Here is a 13566-nt window from a genome sequence, read left to right as displayed (position 1 = left end):
GAATGTCAATCCGAACCGATGGGCTTCCTAAGACCATGCGGCATCTGAGGGGAAACCCAGGTGAGGCTCAAGAGCGGAACAATCCGCCAGATCGTGCCCAACAACCTGGCTCGGGGCTTAAATGAAAATTGAAGTGATGCTCGCCGACGGCCACCCGGTCGTGCGATGCGGCCTGCGCCGGATGATCGAGGGGACGCCCGACCTGGAGGTCGGGGCGGAGACGGGCAATGGCAACACGGCGCTCGAACTGCTGCGCTCGCGCGCCTGGGGCCTGGCCGTGCTGGATCTCTGGATTCCGGGGCGCAGCGGCCTCGAGTTGATCAAACTGATCAAGGCCGAATTGCCGCGCCTGCCGATCCTGGTGTTCAGCGCGCAGAGCGAGGAGCACTACGCGCTGCGGACGATCCGTGCCGGCGCATCCGGCTACCTCACCAAGGATGCCGATACGGAGACCATCCTCGCAGCGATGCGCAGCATCGCCGCCGGCGGCGTGCATTTCACGCAGAGTGTCGCCGCGCTGCTGTCAACCGACTTTTCGCGCCGTACCGATGCGCCGCCGCACACTCTGCTGACGGACCGCGAGTACGGCATCTTCGACCGCATCGTGCGCGGCCACGCGCTCACCGAGATCGCCGACGACCTCTCCCTGAGCATCAAGACCGTCAGCACCCACAAGTCCCACATCCTGGGCAAGCTCAACCTGCAGGGGCAGGTGGACCTGGTGCGCTACGCGATCGAGCACAAGCTGCTCGATCCGACGCTGGAGTAGCGCGTGGGGATCTCCGTCCTGGTAGCCAACGAATATCCGGTCGTCCGTTCCGGGCTGCGCACGCTGGTCGCGGCCACGGAAGACCTCGCCGTGGGCGGCGAGTCCGCCGACGGCCACGCGACGCTCGACATGGTGCGCCAGCGCGACTGGGGGCTCCTGATGCTGGACCTCTGCATGCGGGGGCGCAGTGGCCTGGAGCTGCTCAAGCTGATCCGCGCCGAGCGGCCGAGGCTGCCGATCCTGGTGTTCAGCGCGCAGCGCGAGGAGCTGTACGCGCTGCGGGCGATCCGCGCCGGCGCCATGGGCTACTTGTCCCTGCGCTCGGATGGCGAGACGATGCTGGTTGCGATGCGGCGCGTCGCGGGCGGACGCATGTTCCTCAGCCCCGAGGTCACCGAACTGCTCGCGAGCCATCCGGTCGAGAGCGGCGGCGTCCTGCCGCACGACCGGCTCACCGATCGCGAATACGGCATCTTCAGCCGCATCGTCAGCGGCGCGACGCTCACCGACATCGCCGACGAACTGTCGCTGAGCATCAAGACGGTCAGCACGCATAAATCGCACATCCTCGACAAGATGACTCTCGCCGGACAGGTGGAGATGGTGCGCTACGCCATCGAGCACAGGCTGCTCGAAACGGTGAGCGAATAAGAGGGATGGAAATTTCATTGAAGTCAGGAACAACCATGCACTATGAGGGTCTCGTAGCCAGGCTGCGTCGGGGGTGGGCCTCCGCGGCCATCGTCCTCGCCGGACTGGGGCTGGCCGGTCTCGCCGGCAATGCCGCCGCCCAGGCGGAGGCCGGGGCGGCCAAGAAGTTGGACAACGCCACCTGCCTGACCTGCCACGACGGCAACAAGGGCAAGCTGGAAGTCCCCACGCCGGCGGGCAAGCCGCGCGCGCTCCATGCGGTGGATCCCGCGCTGTTCGGGAAGGGCGTCCACCGGCAGATGGAATGCGTGACCTGCCACGTCGACATCAAGGACAACGCCGACAAGGCGAACGCGCACCAGAAGGACCCCACCGCGCCGCTGGCCAAGGTGGACTGCGCGACCTGCCACCAGGAGCTCTGGGACCAGACCGTCAAGCGCGGACGCGAGGACGAGCGGCCGCGGCTGAAGACGGTGGCGACCAACATCGAGAACTACAAGAAGTCGTTCCACGCGCGGCCGAACCCGGACGACAAGACGAAGCCGAACGCGACCTGCTCGCAGTGCCACGACACGCACAGCTTCGCCGTGCCGGTGAACAAGGCCTCGCCGGAGAACACGCAGTGGCGCCTGAGCATCTCCGAACGCTGCGGCAACTGCCACACCGACCAGCTCGACACCTACAAGGAGTCGGTGCACGGGCAGGAGAACGCCAAGAAGATGCTCGCCGACGCGGCGACCTGCTCGGACTGCCATAGCGCGCACAAGGTGGCCAACACGTCCGCTGCGCAGTTCAAGGTGAGCCTGACGGGCCAGTGCGGCAACTGCCACACCCGGCAGTACGAGAGCTACAAGGAAACCTTCCACGGCGCGGCGAACACGCTGGGCTACGCGTACACCGCGAAGTGCCAGGACTGCCACGGCAGCCACGACATCGTGCGCGTGGAGAACCCGGCCTCCAAGGTCCATCCGGACAACCGCCTCGAGACCTGCGGCACCTGCCACAACCCGAAGAAGGGCCTGCCGCCCGTGAGCAAGGGTTTCGTGAGCTTCCAGCCGCACGCGGAGCCGGGCAACTTCCAGCGCTATCCGCAGGTGACGGTCGCGTCCTGGGGCATGACCGCCCTGCTGATCGGCACCTTCGCCTTTTTCTGGCTGCACACGGGCCTGTGGTTCTACCGCGAATGGGTGGAGCGACGCGCACGCGGCGGCGGCCACCCCCACGTGCGTATCGACGAGATCCCGGCGCCCCTGCGCGGCAAGCAGTTCCAGCGCTTCACGCCGATCTGGCGCATCGCGCACCTGATGTTCGCGCTCAGCGTGATGGTGCTCGCCACCACCGGCATGCCGCTGTTCTATCCGGAAGTGCCGTGGGCGCACGCGATCATGAACTTCTTCGGCGGACCGAAGGTCACCGGCCTCATCCACCGCACCGCGGCGGTGGTGTTCGCCAGCATCTTCTTCTGGCACCTGATCTACGTGGTGATCAAGCTGGGCAGCCAGTGGCGCACCTGGAAGATCTTCGGCCCGTATTCGATGGTGCCGAACCTCAAGGACCTGCATGACTGCATCGGCATGTTCAAGTGGTTCTTCGGCATGGGTCCCAAGCCGAAGATCGACCGCTGGGCGTACTGGGAGAAGTTCGACTACTGGGCTCCCTTCTGGGGCGTGACGATCATCGGCGTGAGCGGCCTGATGATGTGGCTGCCCAGCCTGGTCGGCCAGTTCCTGCCCGGGTGGGTGTTCAACGTGGCGACGATCTTCCACAGCGAGGAAGCGTTCCTGGCGGTGGTGTTCCTCTTCACGGTGCACTTCTTCAACAACCACTTCCGTCCGGACAAGTTCCCGGTCGACGTGGTGATGTTCACCGGCAGCATGCCGCTCGACGAGTTCAAGAGGGAACACCCGCTGGAGTACGAACGCATGGTGCAGACCGGCGAGATCGGCAAGTACCTGGTCGAACCGCCGTCGAAGCTGCGCATGAAGCTCTCGAGGCTGCTCGGGTTCACGCTGATCATCATCGGCCTGACGATCCTCACGCTCGTCGCGATCGGCTTCTTCTCTGACGCCGCAGGGCGCGCACCCGCGGGCATCGTGGTCTGACGCCCCGGCCGCCGCGAGGCGGCCACTAAACGCCGCTGCGCCGGCACGTGCCTCCAGGCCGTGCCGGCGCAGCGCTTTGGGGACCCGCATTCCGGCGCCCGGCGCAATGAAGCAGCGGTGCATTGACCGACTGCGTTGCTCGGGATGTTGTCAATTCGCCGCGCCGCGCGCGAGTGCCGCACGCGGAATCGCGAACGAACGACGCAGCGGCGCGCGGAAGCTTGATGCACATCACGATTCACGCCCTCCAGTCGCGAGTTGCTCGCATTCACCGAGTGCTTGCGCGCGTTTTGGCGGCTCGGAAGATTCCTAGGGAAAGTTTGATCGGACTCCGATAGGTGCGCGCGACATGCGTCGTGACAATTTCGGGCAACGCAAGCTGGATCCTGGAATTCGCGCAATGAAGAATCGCATCGCCAAGTTCGTGTTCGTGGGCCTGGCCCTCTGCATGGTCGCCGGCCTCTCGTCCGGCGCGGAGGCGCAGCGGGCGAACAAGGGCAAGGCGGTGCAGGCCGAAGCCGTGCCGGTGGACATCAACAGTGCGAGCCGGCAGCAGCTGAAGAAGCTGCCCGGCATCGGCGACGCGGAGGCCGACAGGATCGTTGCCGGCCGTCCTTACCTCTCGAAGGCGCACCTGCAGACGCGCGGCATCCTGTCGCCGCTCGCCTACCAGGGCGTGCGCGAGCTCGTCGTCGCGCGGCAGAAGGACGCCAGGTTCGCGAAGGTTTCCGGCAAGTAAGGAAGAACTGTTTTTAGGGATGGTGGTCTCCACCAAGGAGGGAATGGTGCATATGGCAAATGGATCCTTAAGGCGGCTGTCACGGTTCGTGATGGCCGTGGCCAGCGCAGTGGTGCTGCTGCACGGCTGCGGAGGCTCCGATGGCGCGGATGGCGCCACGGGCGCGCAAGGCGCGGCGGGACCGCAAGGCCCGGCGGGACCGCAAGGGCAGCCTGGCGGTGTGGTCGTGAATCTCGCCCAGCTGTCGCCTGAGCAATTCGCGGCGACCCAGTTCAATGCGACGGTCACCGGCGTCACCATCGCCAGCCCGCCGGTCGTGAGCTTCAAGGTGGTCAACCAGACCGGCACGCCGGTCGTGGGCCTGAGCTTCGCCACGAAGGCCGCCAATGCGACCGTCCCCCGCTACCAGAACATCGCCTTCACGCTGGCGAAGCTGGTTCCCGGCGCCCCCGGCGCGACGGCGGCCGCCACCGGCCCCAGCCGTTGGGTCAGCTACATCGTGACCACGGTGCCCACCACTACGGCGGCGGCGACGGCCACGCGGCCCACCTCCGACAGCAACGGCACCCTGGTCGATAACGGCGACGGCACCTACAAGTACACGTTCTACCGCGACATCACCCAGGTGAAGGCGCAGGTCGCGGGCTTCACGCTCACCGGCGCCAACAAGGCGGCCGACCTGGGCGACCTGACCTACGACGCCAACGCCGTCCACCGGCTCGTGCTGCAGATCTCCGGCAACGCGCCGGGAACGGGCACCAACACGGCGAACGAGGTGCAGGTGGTCCCGGGCGTGCCCTTGGCCAACCCGAACAACGTCGTGTTCGACTTCGTTCCCGCGACCGGCAAGGCGCTCGCTCCCACGGACCCGGGCCAGCGCCTGATCGTCGACAAGGCGAGCTGCAACGAATGCCACGCCAAGCTCGGCGGACTCCCGGGCACCGAGAGCGCGGCCTTCCACGGCGGCAGCCGCTACGACCCGCGCTTCTGCACGACGTGCCATACCGACCAGCGCAAGTACGGGCGGACGAACAACGCGTCGTCGAACAATGTCTTCACCGGTGACACCTACGTCGCCGACGGCGTGACGGTCGGGGACTTCCCGGTCCTGATCCACCGCGTGCACAAGGGTGAACTGCTGGTAAAGGAAGGCTACAACTATGCCGGCGTCGCGCTGAACCACACGCTGTTCCCGCAGGACGTCCGCAATTGCAGCAAGTGCCACGACTCCACGGCTCCGAAGGTCGCTCCCCAGGCGAGCAACTTCAAGACCGTGCCGAGCCGCCTGGCCTGCGGCGCCTGCCACGACGGCATCGACTTCGCCAAGGGAACGGGCGTGACCAACGCCGCGGCCAACAAGGCGAAGCTGACCGAGTCGACGACCGGCGTTGCCACGGCCCCGGCAGCCACCGGCCACATCGGCGGCATCCAGACCGACGACACCAAGTGCGCCCTGTGCCACGACGCGACTTCCATCGAGAAGGTGTACCACCTCGCGATCACGCCTCCGAACCCGGTGAACTCGCTCGAAGTCACGGGCGGCAACAACAACACCAACGCGGCCTGGATCGCTTCCAAGACCGACAACCTGCCGGCGGGCGCGATCAAGGTCACCTTCGAGATCAAGAGCGTGTCGCGTAACGCTTCGAAGCAGCCGGTGATGGAGTTCAGGGGTCTGCAGAACGGCGTCGCGGTGGCTTTCAACACCGCGGGTGCCAAGACGGAGATGTGGGACAACTTCATGGGCTCGCCCAGCGCGTACTTCGTGTTCGCGGTTCCGCAGGACAACATCGCCGCACCGGCGGACTTCAACGCCTCGGCTTCCGGCTACCTGCGCAGCATCTGGAACGGTACTTCGTCCGGCGCAGGCAAGGGCACGATGACCGGCCCGGATGCCCAGGGCTTCTACACCGTCACCCTGACGGGCGTCACCATTCCCGACAATGCAGTGATGCTGACGGGTGGTGTCGGCTACAGCTACGGCCTGAAGACCAGCATGCCGCTGACGCAGACCAACGTGGTGGACAACACGCTGAGGGACTGGCAGGGCCGCTTCGCCACGGCGCCCGCGAAAGCGACCGACGTGACCGCCGGGATGCCGAACCAGGTGGGCGGCCTGATCGTCATCTCCGAGGACGTGCAGAAGGTCGCCACGGGCTACACCGGCCGCCGTCCCATCGTCGAAGACAAGCGCTGCAACGCCTGCCACCAGGAACTCGGTGCCTTCACGATCGAGTCCTTCCACGCGGGCCAGCGCAACGACGGCACGACCTGCTCGTGGTGCCACAACCCCAACCGCACCAGCAGCGGCTGGTCCGCGGATTCGACCTCGTTCATCCATGCGATCCACGGGGGCGGCCGGGGCGAGGCCGGCAAGCGCACGGTGCCGTTCACGTGGCACGCGGCGAAGGTGGATGAGTCCTACGATGACATCGGCTACCCCGGCATCCTGAGCCGCTGCGAAACCTGCCACCTGCCCGGCACCTACGACTTCAGCGCGACCGCCTCGGCGAACCAGTTCGCCAACCGGCCGCTGCGGACTGTCGCGACGGGCGTGGTGCTGAACTCGACGACGGCGACCCGCGTGCAGCAGTACTCCACCTCTCCGTACGTCACGGCGGACGCGAACTACGGCGCCGGCTTCTCGTTCAATACCTCTTCCACCACGAGTTCCACGGTGACGAAGGGCGACGGAACGAAGGTCACGCTCCTGCCAGGTGAGACGTTCAATGCGGAAGGCACCACGCTCGTGAGTTCGCCGACGGCGGCCGCGTGCTTCGCCTGCCACGACACGGATTCGGCGAAGGCGCACATGCGCAGCAACGCCGGGTCGATCTACGAGCCGCGCTCGGCCGCGCTCGCCAAGGGCCAGGAATCCTGTCTCGTGTGCCACGGCGCCGGCAGGATCTCCGACGTCACCGCGGTGCACCCGAAGTAATGCATCCGCGCTAAGGGAGAAGTAGCAACGCGGATGCCGGCGCAAACCGGCATCCGCCTTCGAGCAACGGGGACGCGCGCGTCCCCGTTTCTTTTTTGCAGCGCGCACCAGGCGCGCGCTCCGCAAAACGAAAACTACGGGTCACCGGTTGACGATAGTCAACGCGCCCGTTCTGCGGCGGAGCACCATCCGTCATAGTCAAACTTTGATCGCTTCATTAAAAGGAGAAGTTCGTGAAGATGTTTTCCCTGATCTCCACCGTCATCGCCGCCACCGCGTTCGCCCTGCCGGCGGCCGCCCAGGATGCCGATGCCGCGCAGAAGCTGCTGAAGGCGGAGAACTGCACCAAGTGCCACTCCGTCGACAAGTCGAAGAAGGGCCCCGCCTACCAGAAGGTCGCCGCGAAGTACAAGGGCAAGGCCGATGCCGAATCCAAGCTCACCACGTTCCTGACCTCGAGCCCGAAGGTGAAGCTCGATGACGGCAGCGAGGAGGAACACAAGGCCCTGAAGGACCAGAAGGCGATGGGCAACCTGATCAAGTGGGTGCTGGCGCAATAGGGTTCCGCGGCCAGTGGGGAGCGCCGGAACGCCGGGAGTGAGGGATCCGGCGTCCGGGCCAGCCGGGAAGAATTCAACGAGGGGGCCCGCGGGGCCGATGGAGAGCGGTATGCTAAGAACAACGATCCAGCGCGGGAAGGCGGTCGCCGTGGCGGCGCTTTCCGTGCTGTTGGCGGCTTGCGGCGGCGGAGGTGGAGGCGGCGACGAAGTGCTGGTGCCGCCGCCCGCGTCGCAGGCTGTGGCGAACGCCCTGGCCAGTGCCGCTGCTTCCCCGGCCAACGACTCCTCCACGAATTCCTCCGCGCCGTTCGCGGTGCTGCAGTCCGCCGGCGTGCCGGCCATGACGATCGGCAGCCCGGCGAAGGTCAACTTCGCGGTGTTCTCCGACGGCAAGCCGCTCACGGGCCTGACGACCGCGAACGTGCGCTTCGCGCTGGCCAAGCTGGTGCCCGGCACCAACGGCGAACCCGACCAGTGGGTGAGCTACATCTCGCGCACCGAAACGGCCACGCCCGGCGTCGGCCCGAACGGCAGCCCCGTGCTCGCCAGCGCCAGGCAGGCCACCACGGATCCGCAGCCGGCCGCTCCGGCCACGCCGCAACTGGCCTTCCATGCGGAGGGCTACTACACCTACACGTTCAGCACCGACGTGAAGGATCCCAGCAAGACCCAGGGCGTCGTGTTCGAGCCGGGCCGGACCCATCGCGTCGCGATCCAGCTCTCGTACGCCAACACCGCCGGCGAGACGGTGCGCGCCAATCCGTACTTCGACTTCACGGTCGACGCCCGGGGCAACTCGGTGGCCGTCACGGACCCGTCCAGGACCCGGAAGATGACGGACGTGGCCTCCTGCAATTCGTGCCACGAGAAGCTCGCGCTGCACGGCGGCGGCCGGGTCGACACCCAGTTCTGCGTCATGTGCCACAACCCCGGCACGACGGATGCGAACAGCGGCCACAACCTGAACCTCGCCACGATGGTCCACAAGATCCACGCGGGTCAGCGCCTGAAGAAGTCCTTCGGCGAGGACTACACGATCTGGGGCTACCGGGACGAAAAGCTCAGCTTCGCCGAAGTCGGTTTCCCGCAGGACCTGCGCAATTGCACCAAGTGCCACTCCGGCGCGAATGCCGCGACGCCCCAGGGCGACAACTGGAAGACGCGCGCCAGCCGCGAAGCGTGCCTGACGTGCCACGACAGCAAGCCCGGTTCGTTCTGGTTCACGCAGCACACCTTCTTCAACCAGGGCCGGGATCCGAACGCCCCGGCCACCCTGCTGCCGAACAGCGAATGCGCGCGCTGCCACGCTCCTGGCAGCACCGTGGCGCCGGAGCGCGTCCACTTCAACCAGACCGAGGCCGGCGCGGCGAAGTACAAGATGAACATCGAGAGCGCGTCCTGGGACGCCGCCTCGAACAAGGTCACGGTCAAGTACTTCCTCTCCGACCCGGCCCACGGTGAGGCCGCCTACAACCTGGTGACCAGCGAGTGCACCGCCGCGCCCGTGGCCTGCTCGGCCGACACGAAGTTCGGCAACCTGCGCCTGCTCGTCGCCTACAACAGCCTCGCGGACCAGCCCGCCGGCACGACCGAGTTCACCAGCTACAACAACGGCGGCAGGAACGCATCGGTTTCCGCGTACGCCGGGACGAACGACGGCAGCAACCACTACACCGCGACGATCTCGCTGCCGACGCCTTCGGCCACGCACGTGATCTCCGGCACGGCCCGCATCGCCACCATCGGGCAGGTGAGGGAAGCCGCCCTCGAGGCCCAGTCGATCGCCGATCCGCGGCCGGAAGCGATCCCGCGCACGCTGCTGAACGTCGCCGTGCAGCACACCTCCAGGGAATTCGCGCTGACCGGCACGCTGCTGCCGCGCCGCACCGTGGTTTCCAGCGAGAAGTGCAATGCGTGCCACGCCGCCCTGGGCACCACGACCGGCTCCAACAGCAAGACCGAAACCTTCCACGACGGCGGGCGCAACACGGTGGAAGCCTGCGTGGTCTGCCACGACCCGAACAGGGTGTCGTCCACGGTGATGACCAACGGCCTCGACCTGAACGAGTCGTTCCAGTTCAAGCGGATGATCCACGGCATCCACGGCAACTCGAAGCGCAGCTTCCCGTTCACCCACGGCAACAAGGTGGTCGGCACCTTCAACAAGGACGGCAGCTCCGCGACCGGCGGCGCGCCGCTGGCGGGCGACGTCGTGAACTACGCCGCCGAAGTGCAGTGGCCCGGCGTGGGCATCAACTGCAACGCCTGCCACGTGAACAACTCGCACCTGGTCGACAAGGGCACCGTGGGCTCCGTGGTCAAGAAGCCCGCGAACGAGGCCGATCCGCAGAAGTGGCTCGTGATCTCGCCCAAGGCGGCGTCGTGCACGGCCTGCCACGACTCGGCCAAGGCCATCGGCCACGTGACGAGCTTCGGCAACGGCGCCTTCGGCGAGAAGACCCAGGCCGCGTCGATGGTGACGACCGAGATCTGCGCGGACTGCCACGCCAGCGGCGGCTTCAAGGGTGTGGACATCGTCCACGGGCAGAAGTAACAACAGCCAAGAAAAAAATGATGCGAATGCGCAACTTGCTGGCAGCACTGCTGCTTTGCGTGGGAGGGCTGGCGGCTCCGGCAGCCCTTGCCGGAGTGGACCCCGAGGGAACGAAGGTCTGCGTCGAGTGCCACGACTCCGAGGACCTCGCGGATTCGAGCCGCCATGCGCACTCGCATCCGACCGACGAGCGGGCGCCGGGCTGCACGAGCTGCCACGGCTCCAGCGTCCCGCACGCCAAGAACCCGGAGAAGCGCAAGGAGCGGCCGCGGCCCGACGTCACCTTCGGCAAGAAGGGGGCGTCCCCGGTCGCGGTGCGCAACGCCGCCTGCCACAGCTGCCACAGCAAGGACCAGAAGCGCATGCTCTGGGCCGGCAGCCCGCACGAGGCGGCCGACGTCGCCTGCAATTCCTGCCACAAGAACCACACCAACAACGACAGGGCCCTGGCGCGCGCCGGCGAGACCGAGCTCTGCTACGGCTGCCACAAGGAGCAGCGCACGCAGCTGTCGCGGCCTTCGCACCACCCCATTCCGGAAGGGAAGATGGGCTGTTCCGACTGCCACAACGTGCACGGCTCCGCCGGGCCCAAGCTGGCGAAGCGCGACAGCACCAACGACACCTGCTTCGCCTGCCACGCGGAAAAGCGCGGCCCCTTCGCGCACCCGCACGAGCCCGCCACGCAGGACTGCGCCAGCTGCCACAACCCGCACGGCAGCACGGTGCAGGCGATGCTCAAGGCGCGTCCGCCCATGCTGTGCATGCAGTGCCACACCCCGCACGTGAACGGCAACGTGGGCGCGGTGGGCGGCCAGCCCGGCGTCTTCACCCCGGCGCGGCCCGGCGTGCCGCCGGCGGTCGGGCCGAACGCCAGCGGCAAGAACGTCGTGAACATCTGGCAGGGGCGCGCCTGCACCAACTGCCACACGCAGACCCACGGCTCGAACAACCCGGCGACCACCAACCCGACGCCGAACCTCCTGTTCCGGTAAGCCGGTGAAAAGAAAGAACACCATGCTTTCCCTCTGCCGCCCCGCCGGACGCTGCCGTCCCACCCTGCTGGCCCTGGCCCTGTTCGCGGCCTTCGCGCCCGCCTGGAGCCATGCCGAAGACGTCGTCGAGAGCTCGGTCGACGCCGGCATCGGCTTCGTCGACGGCAGCCGCGCCGACCGCGCCCAGTTCGACCAGTACAGCGGACTGCGCCCCAGCCAGTCCGTGTTCGGCATCTTCGGTGCCGACTACTACCGCCGCAACGACGAGACCGGCGTCGCCGTCGGCTTCCACCTCAGCGACCTGTTCACGGACAACCGCGAGCTCGCGCTGCGCTGGGGCCGCCAGGGCGACTGGAAGCTCGCCGCGAGCTATGGCGAGCTGATGCGCCGGGAGACGGTGCAGTTCAACAGCGGCATCGCTGGCGCCGGCACCACCACGCCGCGCATCGTGCCGGTCCTGCCCGGCACCGGTTCCGACCTGGACCTGGCCACCAAGCGCCAGGCCCTGGGCCTCGGCTTCACCAAGGTGATCTCGTCGCGCGTGCAGTTCGAGCTGAGCGGCCGCACCGAGCACAAGGAAGGGTCGCGCCTCTCCGGCGTGGGCTTCGCCTGCCCCTCCGCGGTCGGCAACGGCTGCACCGGCACCAATGCCGCCCAGGTGGGTTCGGCCGTCCTGTTCGTGCCGGAGCCGATCGACGCCGACCACCACCAGGTCGAGGCGCGCATCTCCTATGCGGCGAGCAACCTGCGCCTGGGCGTGGGCTACTACGGCTCCTTCTACCGGAACCGGCTTGGCAGCCTCACGCCGGGCCTCCCGGACAGCCTGTTCAACCCCGTGGGCACCCTGCTGCCGGTGGGCGCCGGCCTGGCCGGCATCCTGGGCAACCCGGTGGCTCTGCCGCCGGACAACCAGGCGCACCACCTGGAACTGACCGGCGCGTACCTGTACAACGCGAACTCCACGGTCAACTTCAAGCTGGCGCGCGTGCTCGCGACGCAGACGGACAGCTTCACCGGCCACGGCTTCACCACGAGGCCGGCCGGCGTGAACGACCTCGGCGGGCACATCGTGACCAACCTGGCGCAGGTCGGCTTCAGCACGCGCCCGATGGCACGGCTGTCGGTGCAGGGCCACGTGCGCTACGAGGACCGCGACGACGAGACGACGCTGCAGCCGTACAACGTCGAGGGCACGAACGTCTTCACCAACCGCCAGCTGCCCTATCGCACGACCAAGGCGAAGCTGCAGGCGAACTACCAGTTCGCGCCCGACTGGCGCGGCACGCTCGGCTGGGGGCGCGAGCTGATCGACCGCGGCGTGTTCACCCCGTCCAGCGCGACCTCGGGGGTCACCGCCCTGCGGCAGGACACGCGCGAGACCGTCTGGCGTGCCGAGCTGCGCCGCCAGATGACCGAGGACTTCAGCGGCGCGATCTCGTACGACCACAGCGAACGCAACGGCTCCAACTGGCTGCGCGACAACAGCGGCCTCGGCGTGACCGAGGTGCCCGACGCCAATGCGCCCGGGACCGGCTTCGACCGCGGCATCTTCATGCCGACGCTGTCCGACCGGCGCCGCGAGAAGCTGCGCTTCCTGGCCGACTGGCAGCCGATGGAGCAGCTGACGCTGCAGGGCGCGCTGGACGTCGGCGTGGACCACTACAGCGCGCCCGGCGTGTACGGGCTGCGCAGCGCCGGCATGCGGCAGGCGACGATCGACCTCACCTATGCGATCACCGATGCGTGGAACGTGACCGGCTTCGCGTCCTGGGGCAAGCAGAACCTCGACCAGGGCAAGCCCGACGCGGCCTTCCTCTCGTTCGACAACCACGAGTCCAACGTCGGCGTGGGCGTGACGGGGAAGGCGACGAGCAAGGTGGAACTGGGCCTGAACCTGTCGCACCTGCGGGACCGCGCGACGTTCGCGCAAGTGCTGGACGCCACCGCCTCGGGCGCCGACGCGGCGCTGCTGGCCGCGAGCGGCGGCCTGCCGCCGATCACGTTCCAGCAGGACGTGCTGCGGCTGTTCGGCCGGTATACCCTGGACAAGAACTCCTGGGTGGGCGCCGAGTTCTCGCACTACCGCACCCGGTGGGACGACTGGGCCTGGGGCTTCGCCGGCACGCCTTTCGTGTTCTCCGACGGCACCGTGGGCACGCGCCAGGAAGTGCAGCGCGTCAACGTGCTGCGGCTGGTCTACACCTACCGCTGGCAGTGACGCAGGAAGGATAGGGGCTGCGACAGCCCAGGGCGCCCTCCGG

At 67.5% G+C, this 13566-nt stretch carries 9 protein-coding genes; all 9 read left to right on the top strand.

What is annotated here, in order from left to right; all coding sequences use genetic code 11:
* Positions 1–121: 121 nt before the first annotated feature.
* Positions 122–769, top strand: coding sequence for a response regulator (locus tag JJ685_RS00705; protein ID WP_201672256.1), 648 nt, complete (start codon positions 122–124; stop codon positions 767–769).
* Positions 770–772: 3 nt separating this feature from the next.
* Complete coding sequence (locus JJ685_RS00700; RefSeq protein ID WP_201672255.1) at positions 773–1420, top strand: response regulator; 648 nt, start codon at positions 773–775, stop codon at positions 1418–1420.
* A 35-nt stretch (positions 1421–1455) separates the two neighbouring features.
* On the top strand, positions 1456–3522 hold the full coding sequence (locus JJ685_RS00695) for a multiheme c-type cytochrome (protein ID WP_201672254.1): 2067 nt from the start codon (positions 1456–1458) through the stop codon (positions 3520–3522).
* A 400-nt stretch (positions 3523–3922) separates the two neighbouring features.
* Entirely contained in the window at positions 3923–4261 is a 339-nt protein-coding gene (locus JJ685_RS00690; RefSeq protein WP_201672253.1) for a ComEA family DNA-binding protein, read from the top strand.
* Positions 4262–4487: 226 nt separating this feature from the next.
* Positions 4488–7199, top strand: coding sequence for an OmcA/MtrC family decaheme c-type cytochrome (locus JJ685_RS00685; protein WP_201672252.1), 2712 nt, complete (start codon positions 4488–4490; stop codon positions 7197–7199).
* 239 nt (positions 7200–7438) lie between these two features.
* Complete coding sequence (locus JJ685_RS00680; RefSeq protein WP_201673647.1) at positions 7439–7759, top strand: c-type cytochrome; 321 nt, start codon at positions 7439–7441, stop codon at positions 7757–7759.
* A gap of 109 nt (positions 7760–7868) precedes the next feature.
* Entirely contained in the window at positions 7869–10313 is a 2445-nt protein-coding gene (locus JJ685_RS00675; protein WP_201672251.1) for an OmcA/MtrC family decaheme c-type cytochrome, read from the top strand.
* Between the two features lie 20 nt (positions 10314–10333).
* The gene (locus JJ685_RS00670) at positions 10334–11305 is read left to right on the top strand and encodes a DmsE family decaheme c-type cytochrome (RefSeq protein ID WP_201672250.1); all 972 of its coding nucleotides are present in this window, start codon (positions 10334–10336) and stop codon (positions 11303–11305) included.
* Between the two features lie 22 nt (positions 11306–11327).
* Positions 11328–13523 (top strand): MtrB/PioB family decaheme-associated outer membrane protein, encoded by a 2196-nt coding sequence (locus tag JJ685_RS00665; protein ID WP_201672249.1) that lies wholly within the window; start codon positions 11328–11330, stop codon positions 13521–13523.
* The last annotated feature ends 43 nt before the right edge of the window (positions 13524–13566 follow it).

Origin of the sequence: Ramlibacter monticola, from assembly GCF_016722785.1 — a bacterium.
In the GTDB taxonomy this organism is placed as follows: domain Bacteria; phylum Pseudomonadota; class Gammaproteobacteria; order Burkholderiales; family Burkholderiaceae_C; genus Ramlibacter; species Ramlibacter monticola.
Note: the sequence above shows the minus strand (reverse complement) of the source record. Positions and strands in the feature narration are given on the sequence as shown.